General features: G+C 39.5%; 19 protein-coding genes and 1 riboswitch. Of the genes, 16 read left to right on the top strand and 3 right to left on the bottom strand.

Annotated elements, in window-relative coordinates; genetic code table 11:
* Positions 1 to 110: 110 nt before the first annotated feature.
* On the top strand, positions 111 to 824 hold the full coding sequence (locus ACFS5O_RS03575; RefSeq protein ID WP_205724360.1) for a VCBS repeat-containing protein: 714 nt from the start codon (positions 111 to 113) through the stop codon (positions 822 to 824).
* A gap of 40 nt (positions 825 to 864) precedes the next feature.
* Here the strand turns inward: ACFS5O_RS03575 and ACFS5O_RS03570 are convergent, their stop codons facing one another.
* Positions 865 to 1,323, bottom strand: a complete 459-nt coding sequence (locus ACFS5O_RS03570) for a TspO/MBR family protein (RefSeq protein WP_205724361.1) — start codon at positions 1,321 to 1,323, stop codon at positions 865 to 867.
* A gap of 409 nt (positions 1,324 to 1,732) precedes the next feature.
* On the opposite strand from ACFS5O_RS03570, the gene ACFS5O_RS03565 reads away from it, so the two are divergent.
* From ACFS5O_RS03565 to ACFS5O_RS03555, 3 genes are all read left to right on the top strand, one after another.
* On the top strand, positions 1,733 to 2,851 hold the full coding sequence (locus ACFS5O_RS03565) for an NADH-dependent flavin oxidoreductase (protein ID WP_205724362.1): 1,119 nt from the start codon (positions 1,733 to 1,735) through the stop codon (positions 2,849 to 2,851).
* Positions 2,852 to 2,969: 118 nt separating this feature from the next.
* Positions 2,970 to 3,755, top strand: coding sequence for an SDR family oxidoreductase (locus ACFS5O_RS03560; protein ID WP_205724363.1), 786 nt, complete (start codon positions 2,970 to 2,972; stop codon positions 3,753 to 3,755).
* A 112-nt stretch (positions 3,756 to 3,867) separates the two neighbouring features.
* Positions 3,868 to 4,980: an NAD(P)/FAD-dependent oxidoreductase gene (locus tag ACFS5O_RS03555; RefSeq protein WP_205724364.1), complete on the top strand. Its 1,113-nt coding sequence runs from the start codon at positions 3,868 to 3,870 to the stop codon at positions 4,978 to 4,980.
* Positions 4,981 to 5,070: 90 nt separating this feature from the next.
* Here ACFS5O_RS03555 and ACFS5O_RS03550 read toward each other — a convergent pair whose 3' ends face one another.
* Complete coding sequence (locus ACFS5O_RS03550; RefSeq protein ID WP_205724365.1) at positions 5,071 to 5,571, bottom strand: hypothetical protein; 501 nt, start codon at positions 5,569 to 5,571, stop codon at positions 5,071 to 5,073.
* 97 nt (positions 5,572 to 5,668) lie between these two features.
* Here ACFS5O_RS03550 and ACFS5O_RS03545 point away from each other — a divergent pair, with 97 nt between their 5' ends.
* The 12 genes from ACFS5O_RS03545 to ACFS5O_RS03490 all read left to right on the top strand — a co-directional run bounded on the left by ACFS5O_RS03545 (position 5,669) and on the right by ACFS5O_RS03490 (position 16,363).
* Entirely contained in the window at positions 5,669 to 6,253 is a 585-nt protein-coding gene (locus ACFS5O_RS03545) for a vWA domain-containing protein (protein WP_205724366.1), read from the top strand.
* Positions 6,254 to 6,389: 136 nt separating this feature from the next.
* A complete protein-coding gene (locus ACFS5O_RS03540; RefSeq protein WP_191754432.1) occupies positions 6,390 to 6,776 on the top strand; it encodes a GntR family transcriptional regulator in 387 nt (128 codons plus the stop codon).
* The gene (locus ACFS5O_RS03535; protein WP_205724367.1) at positions 6,773 to 7,675 is read left to right on the top strand and encodes an ATP-binding cassette domain-containing protein; all 903 of its coding nucleotides are present in this window, start codon (positions 6,773 to 6,775) and stop codon (positions 7,673 to 7,675) included. The genes ACFS5O_RS03540 and ACFS5O_RS03535 overlap by 4 nt, the downstream gene beginning before the upstream one ends.
* Positions 7,656 to 8,399, top strand: a complete 744-nt coding sequence (locus tag ACFS5O_RS03530) for a hypothetical protein (protein WP_205724368.1) — start codon at positions 7,656 to 7,658, stop codon at positions 8,397 to 8,399. The genes ACFS5O_RS03535 and ACFS5O_RS03530 overlap by 20 nt, the downstream gene beginning before the upstream one ends.
* Positions 8,396 to 9,103, top strand: a complete 708-nt coding sequence (locus ACFS5O_RS03525; RefSeq protein WP_205724369.1) for a hypothetical protein — start codon at positions 8,396 to 8,398, stop codon at positions 9,101 to 9,103. Before ACFS5O_RS03530 ends, ACFS5O_RS03525 begins: the two co-directional genes overlap by 4 nt.
* A 16-nt stretch (positions 9,104 to 9,119) precedes the next feature.
* Complete coding sequence (locus ACFS5O_RS03520) at positions 9,120 to 10,220, top strand: threonine aldolase family protein (protein ID WP_379838685.1); 1,101 nt, start codon at positions 9,120 to 9,122, stop codon at positions 10,218 to 10,220.
* Between the two features lie 138 nt (positions 10,221 to 10,358).
* Entirely contained in the window at positions 10,359 to 11,369 is a 1,011-nt protein-coding gene (locus ACFS5O_RS03515; protein ID WP_205724371.1) for a LacI family DNA-binding transcriptional regulator, read from the top strand.
* A gap of 102 nt (positions 11,370 to 11,471) precedes the next feature.
* Positions 11,472 to 12,782 carry an ABC transporter substrate-binding protein gene (locus ACFS5O_RS03510; RefSeq protein WP_205724372.1) on the top strand — a complete coding sequence of 437 codons (1,311 nt, stop codon included), beginning with the start codon at positions 11,472 to 11,474 and terminating at the stop codon, positions 12,780 to 12,782.
* Between the two features lie 66 nt (positions 12,783 to 12,848).
* Positions 12,849 to 13,748, top strand: a complete 900-nt coding sequence (locus tag ACFS5O_RS03505; protein ID WP_066390902.1) for a carbohydrate ABC transporter permease — start codon at positions 12,849 to 12,851, stop codon at positions 13,746 to 13,748.
* A gap of 129 nt (positions 13,749 to 13,877) precedes the next feature.
* Positions 13,878 to 14,654, top strand: coding sequence for a carbohydrate ABC transporter permease (locus ACFS5O_RS03500; RefSeq protein ID WP_318300068.1), 777 nt, complete (start codon positions 13,878 to 13,880; stop codon positions 14,652 to 14,654).
* 15 nt (positions 14,655 to 14,669) lie between these two features.
* Positions 14,670 to 16,037 (top strand): GH1 family beta-glucosidase, encoded by a 1,368-nt coding sequence (locus tag ACFS5O_RS03495; RefSeq protein ID WP_205724374.1) that lies wholly within the window; start codon positions 14,670 to 14,672, stop codon positions 16,035 to 16,037.
* Between the two features lie 116 nt (positions 16,038 to 16,153).
* Entirely contained in the window at positions 16,154 to 16,363 is a 210-nt protein-coding gene (locus tag ACFS5O_RS03490) for a hypothetical protein (protein ID WP_205724375.1), read from the top strand.
* A gap of 315 nt (positions 16,364 to 16,678) precedes the next feature.
* Here ACFS5O_RS03490 and ACFS5O_RS03485 read toward each other — a convergent pair whose 3' ends face one another.
* Positions 16,679 to 17,806, bottom strand: a complete 1,128-nt coding sequence (locus ACFS5O_RS03485; protein WP_205724376.1) for an MGDG synthase family glycosyltransferase — start codon at positions 17,804 to 17,806, stop codon at positions 16,679 to 16,681.
* 126 nt (positions 17,807 to 17,932) lie between these two features.
* Positions 17,933 to 18,112, top strand: a riboswitch (cobalamin riboswitch).
* The last annotated feature ends 73 nt before the right edge of the window (positions 18,113 to 18,185 follow it).

The following is an 18,185-nucleotide window of genomic DNA, read 5'->3' as shown; positions in this document are numbered from 1 at the left end:
AGTCTCCGTGTTATATGGAATGATTCCATGTGACACGGGCTTTTTTTGTTGTGTCATTCCCGTCATGTGCCCATAACATGATAGTAACTTTATCTGACAAGGAGCATGTTATGTATAACCATTACAACTATAGAGTTACTCCGAATGTTGTTGCGTTCGCTAAGGGAGATGTGACTGGAGATCGTATACCAGACGATGTATATCTAACAGGTACGAAGGGTCAGGATAGCCCATTTATTGAGAACATTACGCTTTTTGTAAAGAACGGAAGAACAGGGGCTCAGACAAGAGTACCTCTCTCTGATAATGCTGGATACAACCCCACTTTGTTCTTAGGAGATTTTACAGGTAACGGTGTATCTGATGTGTTGGTCAGCATCAATTCTGGTGGCAGCGGAGGATTCATGTATCATTATGTATACTCCTTTATCGGGAGCACTCCACAGGAATTGTTTAATTTTAACGCCTACAATGCTGCTTATGAATATGATGTGATCTATGAGAATAACTACAAAGTTCGAGTTGTAAGTAAACGTAATAAGAAAACGTATATCATTGATCTATCAAAACGAGACAAAGAGTATTTAAATGAAATATATGATGGGAACGGAAAACTGAAGAAACCAATCACCGGCTTTGTAAATCCTTTGAGTGGTCTCTATCCCATCGATTTCAATTATGACGGAGTTTACGAACTTTCTGCTTATCAAAAGATTGCAGGCTTATATAACGCAGACGCCCTCGGGTATGTAGTGAATACGCTAGGATGGGAGAACAATCGATTTGTTCTTCAGAATCAATATGTAGCGATTTCTGGAACATAATAAAAGAGATCTAGCCTTTTAAAGGTTAGATCTCTTTTTGTTAGGCATTCATGCTATATATGGTCCATGATAAGTAGGTAGCAAATGAGCTCCAGAGAAGATAAGGAATAAGCAACCATCCTGAAACTTTTCTTAAACGACTCCCATAAATGACCAAAAGTAAAGTCGTCACCGCAATCAAAAGAGCGTCGATGCTCGCTGCGAATAAATCTTTTTGTGTAAACTGAAAATAACCGAAAGCTTGGTTGAACACATAGTTGATCGCAAATAGAATCCAAAAGCCAATGGGTTTGAAACCGTATTGATTGTAGATAAGAGTCGCTGATAGAGCAATAAAAAAGAACAGAACAGCCCAAATGATACCGATCGTTTGTCCGGAAGGAGTCCATGATGGTTTGTTCAGTGCATCATACCACTCGCGATCGACTGGAAATAGGAAACTGGAAACATAGAACAGAGCAAAAATAATGATAAAGACGGCGATACTGGATTTTTTCATGATTTACCTCCTGGGTTGTAGTGGGAATCGTGTAAGGAGTTGTCTATATTTCTTAGAAGTATACTGTTCCCTTTATAAATTATTCTTAAAACCAGAAGCGTATTTTTTGCATTTGGAAACTGAGGGCATTATTATAATAGTTACTTTAAAAAAAGAAGTTATAATTCGGGCTATTTCATAGTTAGTAATGTATGTGGTTAATTTCCGTTCCAGAATGCTCGCTTTCCGGGGGGCGTGCGGTGAGCCTCTTAGCGCTCTGCGCAGATAAGAGTCTCACCTGGCACACTGATCCCCCAGGAGTCTCGCATCCTTGCACTCCAATTAACTTTCATAGAAGTTTTAAGGAATAATGATAAAGCACAAACGATTTAAAAAATAGCCCAATAAAAATAAGAGGTGAAAGACAAACATGATGAATAAAAAATATGCACCATTGTTTGAATCTTATCGTTTTAAAAATGGAGTTGAACTTAAGAACCGTGTTGTTATGGCACCGATGACAAATTTTTCTTCAAATGATGACGGTACTGTAACTGATGAAGAAATTCGCTACTATGAGCGCCGTTCTGAAGGTGTTGGAATGGTGATCACAGCTTGTACGAATGTTACGGCTAACGGTAAAGGATTTCCGGGAGAGTTCGCTGGAGATTCGGATGACATGATTCCGAGTCTTCGTCGCCTAGCTTCTGCCATAAAAGCAAAAGGGTCAAAGGCAATTCTTCAGATTTTCCATGGTGGTCGCGAAGTGCCGCCTGAACTTGTTAACGGAGATGTTGTGAGTGCAAGCAATATTCCTTCAGGTGAAGGGAAAACTGTGCCGCGTGAACTAACTTCAGAAGAAGTAGCTTCTATCATTCGTGATTTTGGTGAAACTACTCGACGTGCGATTGAAGCTGGCTATGACGGTGTTGAAATCCACGGTGCGAACGGTTATCTGATTCAGCAGTTCTTTTCTCCACACGCGAACCGCCGTGAAGATCAATGGGGTGGCTCATTAGAAAAGCGTATGGCGTTTCCGTTAGCGGTTGTAGATTCAGTGAAAAAGGCAGTAGCTGAACATGGAGATGACTCATTTATTGTAGGCTATCGCTTCTCGCCAGAAGAACCTGAAACACCGGGAATTACGATGGCTGATACATTAGCACTTGTTGATGCGCTTAGTGCTAAGAAATTAGATTATCTTCATGTTTCTGTAATGGATTTCTGGTCTGAACCTAGAAGAGGCGTTGAAGATACACGTTCACGCATTGAGATTATTAACGAAAGAGTGGGCGACCGTGTACCCGTTATGGGAGTAGGCTCCATCTATACGGCAGATGATGCGATAAAAGCATTGGAATCAGGAGTGCCATTGATTGCTTTAGGGCGTGAGCTGATTATTGATCCAGACTGGGTACAAAAGATCGAACAAGGCAAAGAGTCTGAGATCGTCACGAAACTTGATAAAACGAAGCAAGATGAACTAGTCGTACCAGATCCATTATGGAATGCAGTGTTGAATGCACCAGGATGGTTTCCTGGAGTTTAATAAGTGATTAGAAAAAGCAGGAGCTGTTCCTGCTTTTTTTGTTTGTGAACACAACAAAGTTTACTTTCGGCAGGTGTGGGAAGAGATAGAGTAGACATACGACTAGGAGGCTTATTTAATGAGCAAAACGATTTTTATAACAGGTGCAGGAAGTGGATTAGGAAAAGGTGCCGCGTTAGGACTCGCTAAAAAAGGGCATTCAATCATTGCTACAACTGAAACGACATCACAAAAAACAGCGCTTTTAGAAGAATCAAAGAATCTAGGTCTTGATATAGATGTTTTCAAACTTGATATTACAAATGAACGAGATTTGGAACAAATAGAGAAATATGATTTTGATATTTTTGTAGCAAATGCAGCCATTAATGAAGGAGGTCCATTAGCTGAAGTTCCGATGGATCGCGTTCGTGCACTATTTGAGGTGAACGTTTTTGCCACACTGGCATCCGTTCAGCCTGCAGCGAAAAAATTCGTCGAGAAACGAAGCGGGAAAATTATATTCTTGAGTTCTATGGCAGGTATATCAGCAACACCGTATGTTGGACCATATACAGCAACAAAGCATGCGATTGAAGGTATTGCTCAAACGATGCAGTCTGAACTTCAAGAGTTTGGAGTGAAAGTCGCAACGATCAATCCAGGTGCGTATGCAACAGGCTTCAATGATCGAAGTGCCGAAGAAAAATACAAATGGTATGATCCCGAAAAGAATTTTACAAAAAAAGAAGATATGAAGAAGCAAGAAGAACAGCTGAAGAATCAATATGATCCAAAGGACATGATCGAGAAAATGGTTGAAATCATCCCGGCCGAGGAACACCATTTCCGTACCGTTCATCCACAAGAAGTTGAAGAACAGTTAAAGAAAACGGAGAAAGAACGTTGGGAAATGATGATATAAAATAAATAACATTTTAAGAAACCCTGATGAAGAGTCAGGGTTTTTTGAGTTTTGTTTAAGAAAATACTATAGTTAGATACATATATTAAGGAATAGTAGGGATGTTTAAAAAATGAAAAAAATTATTGTGATTGGATCCGGAATATTAGGAGCATCGACGGCTTATCATCTTAGTAAATCTGATGCAGAGGTTCTAATAATTGATAGAAAAGATGGAGGACAAGCGACAGATGCAGCAGCTGGCATCGTGTGTCCGTGGCTATCTCAGCGCCGTAACAAAGCTTGGTATCAGTTAGCAAAAGGCGGAGCGAGGTATTATCCAGAACTCATCAAGATGCTCGAGGAAGACGGTGAAACGGATACGGGTTACAAACGGGTAGGAACACTGAGTTTACATACAGATTCTGAGAAGCTTAAAAAAATGGCAGAGCGGGCTTTAAAACGTAGAGAAGAAGCACCGGAAATTGGTGAGGTCACGATTCTATCTCCTGAAGAAACGAAGAAACGCTTTCCACCATTATCCGACGAATTCGGTTCGGTCTTTGTAAGTGGCGGGGCTCGTGTAAACGGAAGAGCGATGCGTGATGCTCTGTTGAATGGAGCTAAGAAAAACGGAGTGAAGATCCTCTATGGTAATGCTGCCCTGTTTCATGAAGGAAACAAGGTTTCTGGTGTTATTGTTAACGGCCAAACAATCCTTGCTGATAAAATCGTCATAACGGCAGGAGCATGGTCGAATGAGATTTTAAAGCCACTTGGGATCAATTTTAAAGTAACCCCACAAAAAGCACAGATCATCCACTTGAAGTTGCCAAAAACAGATACAGCTGATTGGCCAGTGGTGATGCCGCCAACAAATCAGTACATCCTCACTTTTGATGATCGCGTAGTTGTAGGAGCAACACATGAAGATGAGGCAGGTTTTGATAATCGAGTAACGGCAGGCGGTATTCATGACATACTCTCAAAAACCTTAGCTGTCGCGCCTGGCCTATCAGAAGGATCACTTCTTGAGACGAGAGTAGGCTTCCGACCTTTTACACCGGGATTTCTTCCAGTTATAGGGGCATTGCCCCATTATAAAAATGTACTGGTTGCCAATGGCCTCGGTGCATCGGGGCTGACGAGCGGTCCATATCTAGGCAGGGAACTTGCTTCATTAGCACTGCATCAGGAAGCCGAGATCGACATCAGCCTATATGATGTCTCGGGAGCCATCGAATAAAAAAGAAGAAGACTTTGTCAATGAAATACATCTCTAATTGTTAGTTGTTTCTACCAATGGGGATGCAGTTCATAACTGAGTTGTCTTTTCTTACAAAGTACTCCCAATTGGCTTTAAGCTGAAATACACCAAGTACTCATTGACAGCATCTATATCATAGACTTTTTTGTTAATAAAAAATTTAAAGATTAAGTCGTTTGTATCGCTGTGAGATAGAGAGTATCCTGCACTTTCCAGAAGCTCTTCTGTATCCTCTTCGTTCAATTCCAAACCCAAAGCTAGCGCAAGTATCGTATTTTTTCTTGGTCGGTAATCTGATTTAGAGCGAATCTTAGAAAAATGCTTTCTATCTAAGCCAGCTTTCTTATAAATTTCTGCGTCCGTTACACCTTTTTCATCGATCAGTTGAAAAAGTTTTTCCTGCAGCGTGGGCTTTTTGTTGTGATGAATAAACGCATCTAACTCAAAGCGGAGACTGTTTTCTTCTAAACATTCCTCCATCATTTTGGGAGAATGACAAACTTCTAATTCCATTATGAAATAATCATTCAGGTAGCTTTCTAATTCTAATAAAAGCTTTTGATCAAGCATATCCGACCACCTCCTAAAATGTCGCTTCACAGGCGACCATTTGCTGAATCACTCTAGCTATAATTATAGCATGACAAATGTTGGGAGATGGTTATGAGTGAACAAAAATGTAACAGAAATCGTATTTTTGCTTGATCGAAGCGGTTCGATGTCAGGGCTGGAGAAGGACACGATTGGAGGATTTAACTCGTTTGTTGCGAGGCAAGTTGAAAGGAAGGGAAAAACACTTCTTACGACCGTTTTATTTGATGATCAGTATGAAATTCTATGGAACGGTGTACCAGCAGAACAAGTCCAGTTAACGAGCGAGGATTATTTTGTACGTGGAACTACAGCGCTTTTGGATGCTGTGGGCAAAACCATTTTGGATGTGGGCTACAGGCTATCACGTACTGAACAAAACGATAGACCAGGTAAAGTGATCTTTGTTATTACGACAGATGGAATGGAAAACGCCAGCTCTGAATTTACACACGAAAAAGTAAAGAAGCTTATTGAACATCAGCAAGAGAAATATAATTGGGAATTTATTTTTATGGGTGCAAATATTGACGTTATAGCCGAAGCGGAAAATCTGGGTATTAAAGAAGAAGATGCGTTTTGTTTTGAAGCTACTCATGATGGTGTAGAAAATTTATACTCTATGATGAGTGAAGAAATTATAACGAGAAGAACTAAATAATCTGACCCTCTGACAGTCTCCATATACAGGAGATTGTTTTTTTATGTCATCCTAAACAACATATTGCATATATTGGAAATATATAGTACATTACATATGTAATGTACTATAGTGGTAAGTTGGAGGTGAGGTACATTTGCTGCTAAATGCTGATAGTATGAAACCGATTTATGTTCAAATCTCAGAATGGCTCGAGAACGAGATCTTGAACGAATCGATTTCAGCAGATGAAAAAATATATTCGCAATATCAACTAGCTGAGATGTTTAATGTAAATCCAGCTACCGCTGGTAAAGGCATAAATTTGCTAGCAGACGATAACGTTCTTTATAAGAAAAGGGGATTAGGGATGTTTGTTGCAGCGGATGCAAGAAAAATTATCCTCGGTAAAAGAAAAAGTTCTAAGCTGCATTCACTTGTTACCGAGTTAGCGCAAGAAGCTGTACAGCTACAAGTCGAAGAAGAAGAACTAGTAACGATGATCAGGGATATGCACCAAAGAATAAAGGAGGAGCAATCATGAATGTTGTCGTTTGTCATGACCTGACTAAACAATATGGTCGATCCAAAGCACTTCAAAATATGAACTGCACAATAGCCGAGAACAAGATTACCGGTTTGATTGGAAGAAACGGAGCAGGTAAAACAACATTATTAAAAATAATTGCTGGTTATCTTCATCATTCTTCGGGTGACATACAAGTATTCTCTGAAAATCCGTTCAATAATTTAAAGGTTTCTGCAAATACAGTCTTCATCGATAACGAGATGAGTTTCTCACAAGGGTTAACATTAAAAGAACTGCTCGAAACAGCGGGAAGTTTTTACCCAAATTGGAACCACGACTTAGCTTTAAAATTATTTGATTATTTTTCTTTTAACCCTAAACAATATCATGGAAATCTCTCAAAGGGGATGAAGAGCACGTTTAATATGATCGTTGGTTTAGCTGCACGTTGCCCACTGACAATCATGGATGAGCCAACAAGCGGAATGGATTCTGCAACTCGTAAGGACTTCTACCGAGCATTATTAAAAGAATACATCGCCTATCCAAGAACCATTATTCTTTCTAGCCATCTGTTAGATGAAGTAGAAGATCTGTTAGAAGAAGTTCTGCTCATTAAGTCTGGTGAAAAGTGTCTTCACTTACCCATCGATCAGTTAAAAGAGTACGCAATTGGCGTGAGAGGAAAGACGGTTGGCGTGGCATCATGGACAGAGAAGATGGAACTCATTTCCATGCAAGAGATCGGCGCAAATATGTCTTACGCCGTCATAAGAAACGATCGTTCAATAAAAGAGTTAGAGGATGCTAGACAGCTGGAATTAGAAATTACTCCAGTTTCTGCAGAAGATATTTGCAGTTATTTAACAAGTAAAACAAAAGGGGGAATCGATCATGTATTTAGCAGAGGTTAAGGCTTGGGACATCGTGAGGAAACAATACCGCTATAAGCTGAAATCATACTTCAGTGTGTTTACGTCGTTAATCGTGATCCAGCTGCTTGCCATTCTTTTTTCTTTTAATGGTACGGGGATGGGGGGTGGCACCTCAAATTCAATAAGCTATGAATTTTACTATTACACGAGTGATATCATTCTCGTTTTTATGATGATTTGGGCGTTCATAACAGCCATCATTATAACGACGAGAGCGTATCGTTATGATGATTTTTCTTTTGTCACGAACCGTACAATCAGCCAAGTTTCTAACATTCTATTTCTCTTATCCGCTAGTATTTTTGCGGGCATAACGGTTTATCTTTCTACTCATCTGTTCCAGATCTTAGCGTTTTACTTCAAAGATAATTATTCAATAATCGTTGATTCTTTATCGTTTACTGAATTCCTCATGGGAATGATTACTTCCATTCTTTATATTTTTCTGTTTGCTAGCGCAGGATATCTTTTTGGAATTTTAGTTCAGCTGCATAAAGGCTTTCTCTTAATTATTCCGACCATTTTGTTTGGCGGCTTAATCTTGGATGGAATAGGTGGCAATCCGACATTATTTGTAAATGTTACGAATTTTTTTGGAGAAGAAACTTCATTTATTCTGTTCATTTGCAAAGTTGCTATCGTCTCGTCGATTTTACTGCTGGCTAGCTTAGGGATTTCTAACAGAATGGAGGTAAGGAAATGATAATTATGTCTTTCTTGCCAATTTTAATTGTGTTTATTATCGTCGCTTTTGGAATTGGAATCATGAGATCAAACACTAAAGTAAGCTTCGGAACAAGAAATATTCGCTGGATCCTCGGCGGATATACAATTATTCTAGTGATTGCTACAGTGATTTCATTAAGCGTCCTTCCAAACTACAAGAATGATCAAAAAGTTGCTACGGCTGCAGAAATGACTAAAATAGAAGACGCTCAAACTAAAGCGATAGACAATTTGTATTCGGGAAATCTAGTCGATCTAGATAAATCTTTTTCTGAAAAGAAAAAGTGGTCTTTTCCTTTTGATGAAAAGTCGTTAGACATTGTTTTAACAGAGGGAGAAACAGGCATCATGAGTGTTTTTGCTGAGCGGAAAAGCGAAAATGATGGTGAGATTGAGGCTACGTATCATGTAGGGAAATCTTATATTGATGGCGTAGATTTCACAGACAAATTGCATCCGCCAGAGCTTTTACTGAACGGACAAAAGCTAACCGTAAATAATCCAGCTTTAGTGACAGTTAGCTTCTCAAGGTTTTCACCAGGCTTTGCATACAGTCAGTTCTCTAAAGGTCAACACTTTAGTCAAGAAAATCGAAGCTCTGTGATCGGCCGTGATTTTATTCTTTTAAAAGTACCTAACGATATTGAGATAAATGGGAATATTAGCTGGATAAACGAATAGAGGGGAGCTTGTTATGTTGGAAAAGCAAAACACATTATTAGACGCCTATAAGAATGCGAAATATCAAGTAACCGGACATGGAAAAAGAGATGTGTCTGTTCTGTTAGATTCTTTCACAAACCAAACAGGGCAGGAAGAAAGTGATATGTATGGCAGTGGTCACATCATTGATCGTTTTCAAGAGAAGATGGCTGCTTATTTAGGCAAAGAATCCGCTGTATTTTTCCCGAGTGGGACGATGGCCCAACAGATTGCCATGCGCATTTGGTGTGATGAAAAGGGAATTCGAAAGGTTGCGTATCATCCCTTATGTCACTTGGAAATTCACGAAGAAGATGGTTTGAAAGAACTTCACCATATTGAACCTGTGCTGCTTGCTGATCCAAATAAAATCATCAAGCTCGATGATGTGGTAAATATGAAGGAAGACATTTCTTGTTTATTACTGGAACTTCCTCAACGAGAAATTGGCGGACAGCTGCCTACTTTTGAAGAATTACAGGGGATTTCCGACTACTGTAGGGAGAAAGGAATTAAGCTTCATCTTGATGGAGCAAGGCTGTTTGAAATTCTTCCATTTTATAATACAACTGCAGCTGAAGTTTGTGCACTTTTTGATAGTGTATATGTTTCTTTTTACAAAGGGATTGGTGGAGTCGCAGGTGCAATCTTAGCAGGGCCAAAAGACTTTACTGAGACATCAAAGGTTTGGAAAAGGCGTCATGGCGGTGACTTGATCAGTCTTTATCCATATATTTTAAGCGCGGATTTCTATTTCGATCAACGAGTTGGAAAAATGGAAGAGTATTATGAGGGTGCAAAGGAATTAGCAGCACTTTATAACGCGTGTGAAGGTATACGCACACTTCCGATAACGCCTGTTTCAAACATGTTTCATGTTCATGTCCAAGCACAAAAGGGTGAAATGGAACGCATTTTGGCAGACACGTATGGTGAAAGTGGAGTTGGATTAACAGGACATCTTCGCGAGAATGGTGAGAATCGTTGTTTCTTTGAAGTGAGCATAGGTGACAATTATGAGAAAGTGTCTAAAACAGATTTAAAACAAGCTTTTATACTACTTGTTAACAAAATGAAAAAGAGAACAGTGGTTTAAGGATAGACCTGTTTAGGATATAAACTAAACAGGTTTAATTTTTTGTTCAAAAAAGTTAGAAAATTTGTATTGAAAGTTATTTTCGTGTCAGTTATAATTTCAATTAACGAAAGCGCTTTCGGTAAAGAGGAGATAACAATGGCTACAATCTATGATATTGCAAAAAAGACGGGTTTTTCAACGACAACCGTCTCAAAAGCACTCAATAATTATTCTGATGTGAGTGAAAAAACGAAGCAGAAAATCCTGCAAGCAGTTGAAGAAATGGGATATCTGCCTAATGCGCATGCTCAATCGCTTTCAACAAAAAAATCTTGGACGATTGGTGTGATGTTTTCTGAGTCGAATGAAGTAGGAATGAAACATCCCTTCTTTAGTGCGATAATAGAAAGTTTCAGAAAGAATGCAGAACGAGAGGGATATGATCTGATCTTCGCTTCAAGAAATCTGCGTAATCGCGATATCAGCTATTTGGAACACTTTTCTTACCGTGCCGTAGATGGCATTGTAGTGATCTGTAGTGATCCACAAGATCCGCAAGTACAAGAGATGATAAACAGCACGATTCCTATCGTTGTTATAGATATGAACAAACAGAACTGCAGTCTTGTCTTTTCGGATAATATTGAAGGTGGAAAGCTCGCAGTAAACTACTTGCATTCACTTGGTCATACAAAGATCGCTCATATCGCTGGCGATGCTTTAACGGATGCAGGAGCTGAGAGAATAAAAGGGTTTAAAAAGGCGATGGATGAGTTGGAACTGCCCATTCAAGATGGCTATCTGATCAATGGTGGATTGTTCTCCATCGATGAAGGAAGAGTAGCAATGGAGAAATTATTGATGCTAGAAGATGTACCCTCAGCGGTATTTGTTGCAGGAGATCATATGGCAATCGGTGCCATTGAAGCCATAAAAGAAAAGGGTTTATGCGTTCCTGAAGATATTTCAATCATCGGCTATGATGACATTGAGATGGCTGCATACATTACACCAAAGTTAACGACGATAAAGCAAGATACCGATATGATTGGTTATCAAGCTGCAAAGTTGTTGATGAAACAGATTATACAAAAGAAAAAATTGATTACATCCAAGCGCATACCAGTTGAACTAATCATTCGCGAATCATGCGCACCCAAAAAATAAAAATTTTTTTAGTATAATTCGAAAGCGGTTTCGAATATTTATTTTGAAACAAATCGAAAGCGCTTTCGCTCTATAAACTTTAAAGAAGGAAGGGGTTTGTACATGAAAAGGAAATTAAGTATGTTTTTGGTAGCTATATTGTTGGTGGGATTATTTGCAGGTTGTTCAAGTGATTCAAAGACATCAGGTAATGGAAAAAAAGATGTTGATTTAAGAATCTGGTCGTTTACAGATGAACTGAAGAAACCAATTAAGACATTTGAGGAAAAGAACGGTGTGAAAGTGGAGTTAACGATCGTTCCGATTGCTGACTACCCAACAAAGTTAAAGCCAGTACTTGAAAGCGGTGTTGGAGCACCTGACGTATTCACGGGTGAGATCGCATTCTTAAAACAATGGGTAGATGCAGGTTATTGGGAGAACTTATCTGAGAAGCCTTATAACGCTGATAAACTTTCTGATAAGTATGTGCCTTATGTATTTGACCTTGGTAAAGATAAAGATGGAAATGTACGTGCCCTCTCTTGGCAAACAACGCCTGGAGGCATCTATTATAAGCGAAGTATTGCTAAGGAAGTATTAGGAACAGATGATCCAACTCAAGTTGGAGAGATGATGAGCTCGATGGATAAGGTGTTTGAAGTAGCAGAAAAGATGAAGGCAAAAGGCTATAGCATGTTTCCAGATGAAGGCGCAATTCGTTGGTTCACGCAAGGAGATAATCCTCAACCTTGGGTAAACGACAAGAATGAGCTTCAGCTTACAGAAGAAAAAATGGAGTACATGGATTACTCGAAAAAACTTCGTGATAATCAATACACTGCTCTAGCACCTGAATGGTCACCATCTTGGTTCGAAGGCATGGATAAGCCGATCAAGGTAAAAGAGGGCGGCAAGGAAAAAGAAACACAAGTGTTTTCATATGTTCTTCCTACATGGGGATTACATAGCGTCCTAAAAACCAATGTTAAGGAATCTGTTGGAGACTGGGCGGTAACGAGTGGTCCAAGTCCTTATTTCTGGGGTGGCACATGGCTTGGTGTATACAACAAATCAGATAATAAAGAACTTGCTTATAAATTTGTAAAAATGATGACGCAGGATGATGAGTTCTTAACATCTTGGAGTAAAGAAACAGGAGATGTTCTCTCTTATCTACCAGTAACCGATTCTATTAAAGATGACTTTAGTGACAAATTCTTAGGCGGACAGAACAACTATCAATTTTTCCTAGATCAATCTACTAAGATTACACCTGGAATCGTAACGAAGTACGATCAACAGTTAGATACGTTATACGGAAATGCCGTGCAGCAATATGTAACAGGTAAGAAATCGAAAAAAGAAGCGATTAAAGAGTTCTACCAAAAAGCACAAAATGCATATCCAGACATAAAAGTACCGAAAAAATAAGTTTTATGGACGGTGGCGGGAAACATTTCCTCGCCACTGGCCTATCTATTGAAAGGGGGAGGAGAGATGAAAAATTTAAACCGTTATGGCTATTTTTTTATTGCTCCGTTTTGGCTCGTCTTCTTAGTGTTCAGTATATATCCGGTCGCCCTAACCTTTTATTATAGTTTTACCAATTATACAGGTAGTGGTGAGGCCCAATTAGTAGGTCTAGCAAACTATAAAAGACTCCTCACAGACACTTATTTTGTAGAAGCCTTCTTTAACACATGGAAGATTTGGGGTGTAAACTTCGCGCTTCAGATGGGACTTGCTCTTATCCTAGCTATGATCTTTTCAGATATGAGAGTGAAGTTAAAAGGTATCGCATTTTTTCGAGCGATCTTTTATCTTCCGAATTTAATCACGATCAGCTCGGTTGCTCTATTGTTCGGGATCTTACTAGATTGGCAGCACGGATCATTAAACATGATGTTAATGAAGCTAGGAATCATTTCAGATCCGATCAACTGGCTAAACGAGCCAACGAGTGCACAGTTATCCATCTCATTGATTCTAACGTGGATGTGGTTTGGCCACTCTTTTATCGTTGTGATGGCAGGTGTATCAGGTATATCGAAAGACTACTACGAAGCAGCATTGATCGATGGTGCAAATCGCTGGCAGACGTTTTCTAAGATTACGATTCCGCTCTTAAAGCCTATCCTGCTTTATATCATGATTACCTCGCTCATTGGAGGTCTTCAATTGTTTGATCTACCGATGCTTTTAACAGATGGAATAGGATCACCAGATGGCTCATTGAATACGATGGTGCTCTATTTATACAATCAAGCCTTCAAGTATAACAACTACGGATATGCTGCTGCAGTCGCATACGGATTATTTGTTATAACGCTCATCTTCTCTGCTTTTATTTTCAAAGGGATGTATGGGAAAGAACGTAAACAACCAAGGCAGGTGTAAAGCATGATAGGAAAAACAGCCGTAGATAATAGCCTTTCAAATTCTGTACAAAAGAAAAGTGTTATAGAAACAAAACCGAAACGGAAAATCAGCATACCAAAACTTTTAATCTATGCTGTATTGATCGCTATGGCCATCATATGCTTCATCCCGTTCTTAATGATGCTTGTGAATGCTACACGCTCAAATGAAGCAATTCTTTCAGGTTTCACACTGCTTCCCGGTAGTGCAATCGTTGAAAACTATCAAACGATGATGAGTTATATCAATATTTGGGCGGGTTTTAAGAACAGCTTAATCATCTCCGTACTTGTAACGTTGTTATCAGGTTACTTTTCAGCGTTAACAGCTTACGGATTTGCGTTCTACGTGTTTAAAGGTAAGAATGCCATGTTCGTTTTCATGTTAGTGATGATGATGGTCCCAGGCCAGTTAGGGTTAATCGGATTTTATGAACTTTGTAAAAACTTAGGGATATTAGATACGTATATTCCGTTAATCATCCCGGCAGCAGCAAGTCCTTTCGTGGTTTTCTTTTTGCGCCAATATATTCTGACAACACTGCATCCAAGTTTGATTGAGGCAGCACGAATTGATGGTGCGAGTGAATTTAAAATCTTTCATACGATTGCGATTCCAATCATGATGCCAGCGATCGCGACCATGTCGATCTTTACGTTTATCGGGTCATGGAACAACTACATCATGCCGTTAGTTGTATTGTTCTCACCTGAAAAGTTCACGCTTCCTGTGTTGATGGGCTTCTTAAAAGGTTCACAAGTAGCTCAAAACTTAGGTTCCATGTACTTAGGGATCGCGATCTCAGTAGTACCGATTATGATAGCTTTCCTATTTTTATCAAAATATATCGTCAACAGCATTTCAGCAGGTTCTATCAAAGAATAGAGGAGAGAAACAGTTATGCATTTTAATAAGTCATTCGTGTTTGGTACAGCAACATCTTCTTATCAAATTGAGGGAGCTCGTCTTGAAGGCGGAAGAACACTTTCAATCTGGGATACGTTCTGTGATACGCCTGGAAAAGTATATCAACAGCATAATGGAAGTGTAGCGTGTGATCATTATTACCGTTTTGAAGAAGATATTCAGCAGATTAAAAAGCTTGGCGTAGAGACGTATCGCTTCTCCGTTTCATGGCCACGTATTTTTCCAGAAAAAGGCGTGTTGAATGCAGAGGGAATGGACTTCTACAAAAAATTGACGCAGCGTTTACGTGAAGAAGGAATCAAACCTGCGATCACGCTTTATCACTGGGATCTTCCTCTATGGGCACATGAGGAAGGCGGATGGGTGAACCGTGAGTCAGTCGATTGGTTTATGGAGTTAGCGGAAGTTTGCTTCCAAGAGCTTGATGCAGAGGTAGATTCTTGGATTACGCATAACGAGCCGTGGTGTGCCGGTTTCCTAGGTTACCATCAAGGATTTCATGCACCAGGACATACGAACATGGACGAAGCCGTTAAAGCGGTACACCATATGCTTCTATCTCACGGAAAAGCTGTACAATATTTGAAGAACGAGCTTCAATCCAAAACGCCGATCGGTATCACGTTAAACCTATCACCGATCTATGCAAAAACAGATTCTGTGAATGATCAGCTGGCAGCGAATAATGCTGACGGTTATTCAAATCGCTGGTTCTTAGATCCTGTTTTTAAAGGACAGTATCCTGTTGATATGATGAACTTGTTCTCTAAATATGTTCATTCATATGATTTTATTAAAGCAGGAGATATGGAGATCATCTCAACTTCTTGTGATTTCTTTGGCATCAACTATTATAGCCGAGGCATTGTTGAATTCTCTGCTGCGAATGACTTCTTACATAGAGGGGCTCATTCTGATTATGAGAAAACCGGCATGGGATGGGATATCGCGCCAGAAGAGTTTAAGGATCTCATTAGAAGGCTGAGAAAAGAGTATACGGATCTTCCTATCTATATTACAGAAAATGGTGCAGCTTTTGATGACGTGCTAGAGAACGGACGCGTCCACGATCAAGGCCGTGTTGACTATATCGAAAAGCATCTTCAAGCGGTCTCTGATCTGAATGATGAAGGCATGAATATTGAGGGCTACTACCTATGGTCTCTCATGGATAACTTTGAGTGGAGCTTCGGCTATGACAAACGATTTGGAATCATCTATGTAGACTTTGATTCTCAAGAGCGAATCTGGAAAGATAGCGCATACCGTTATGCAGAAATCGTGAAGAATAGAGGAACCAACAGCAACAATAAAGAGACGGATACCATTTCCGTAAGCTAATTTATTTTTAAGATAATAATAACCATTGAAGTCCCTGGCGTATGTTAGGGGCTTTTTTGTTTTTTGTGTAAAATTTTCCTGGGTGGGGAAGCTAACAACGTATAGGAGGGAAAGATATGAAGGATAAGAATGAAGAACGAATCGATGAAGAAACATCAGACGGAATGAATGAGTTAGTAGAGATCATGAATGCAAAAGGTGATACTGGTGAACTGAAGGAAATTCTTGAGAGCTATGATAAAAAGGAACACTCTCCATTATGCAATGATGATTTTTTCTATGCTGACCTTCGCGCGATTGCGGAAGATGGTGCTAAGGAAGATTGAAGTTTTATAGAACGGGCAGAATCGCAGATAATAGCGATTTTGCCCGTTTATTTGTTGTTTGGAGTGTGTATTAAAGCATGAACCCTTGAATAAGTTAACTTTGCTTTGCGAGATTGAGGAGGATAGGGCTAATTTGTACTTGTCGAGGTATGTCGACTCGCCGATTTATGGGCGAAATTCGCCGGAATAAATCCGGTATTTCTAGGATTATTTCAAAAAGTCCTTGAAAGAGCAGTCATTATACCCCCTTGGGTATAAGTGTGAAGCAGGTTTGAGAGCACTTGAATGGCTGAGATGTTGTATCCATTAAAAAACCTAACGTGTAACTTGAGACAGCTCTTGTACTTCTTCCATAGCATAATCAGCAATTAATGAGGAAGAGTGAGAATGGTGGATGAGCTCTAAACTTCTCTGCATGCTACTCAGCAAAGCTTCGTTATCAAATAACTTCTGAACATTTCCCGCAATTTCGTCTACTGTATGAACGACAAATGCAGCGCCTTTTTCTTCAAAATACTTAGCATTTTCTCCTTCTTGACCAGGAACTGGCTTATAAAGGAGGAGGGGGACTCTTACTGCGGCTGCCTCAGTAATAGAGATTCCTCCTGGCTTTGTTACTACGCAATGTGAGATCTTTAAAATCTCATGAAGCTTCTCTACGTAACCAAATAATCGGAATGAGTCTGAATATTGTTCAGCAAGCGGTTTTAACTTTTCGTACAACGTTTTGTTCTTACCACAAACGACAATTACCCGCAATGATGGATCTTTCAGCAAACGCTGTGCGAGCACCTTAACGTTTTTCAACACACCTTGAGCACCAGCTAAAATCGTAACTACACGACTACTTGGCGTAACTCCGTATTCAGTAAACACTTCTTCTTTAATAATCGGACGGTAAAAGTCTGCACGGATCGGGATGCCACTGACTGTAATTTTATTTTTATCCACACCGTGTTTGATCAATCCGTTTTTAACTGAATCGGATGCAACAAAATAGCGATCAATCGATGGATTGATCCAAAAAGGATGAGCGAAATAATCTGTGATCACGGTATAGATGGGAATATTGAACCGTGATTTTTTTATAAGAAATGGAGCAGCATGAAGGGGAAAGGTTGTTATCACAAAACGGGGTTGGTGTTCATTGATCAATTCTAAGAATCTTTTTCTTCCTAAATACCGTGAAAATTGTGTAATCGTATTTGCATTCAACTTGTTTGTTCCATAATAGAACCATTTATAAAAAGAAGAGCCGTGTGAAAAGCTTTTGATAAATATGGATTGTGTGACTTGGGACATGATAGGGTGAGCTTCCCCAAATAAATCTGATAAGACAGGTTGAAATCCTTTATTTTTTAGTTCTTCAGCGAGGACGTTAGCGACTTGAACATGGCCGCTGCCATAGTTAGCGGTAAGGATTAATGCTGTTGGACGTATCATCTGAAAACCTCCCCAGTCTTTTGAGATAAGCATAGCAGGGGATTTTAAACGTCATATGAAGAAGGTTAAAAGGTTTTGTAAAAAGTAAAAATTGTTAGTGGTACAATAAGATAGATTCAAAATTTCATAAGATCCGATAATTATGGTGTCTGTTACAGACTTAATAGGGAATCTGGTGTAAGACCAGAACTGTACCCGCAACTGTAAGTGCTGACGAAATAAGCAAAACCACTGTCAATCTGACGGGAAGGGCTTAGAGTAGGCTGATGCACGAGTCAGGAGACCTGCCATCTTTATAGTGTTGATCTTCTTCGGGAGTTGGGAAGATAGGACGAGGGATATTTAATAGATCATTGATTCTGTTATGTATTCTTACGTA

The organism is Fictibacillus nanhaiensis (genome assembly GCF_042686385.1).
In the GTDB taxonomy this organism is placed as follows: Bacteria; Bacillota; Bacilli; order Bacillales; family Fictibacillaceae; genus Fictibacillus; species Fictibacillus nanhaiensis.
Note: the sequence above shows the minus strand (reverse complement) of the source record. Positions and strands in the feature narration are given on the sequence as shown.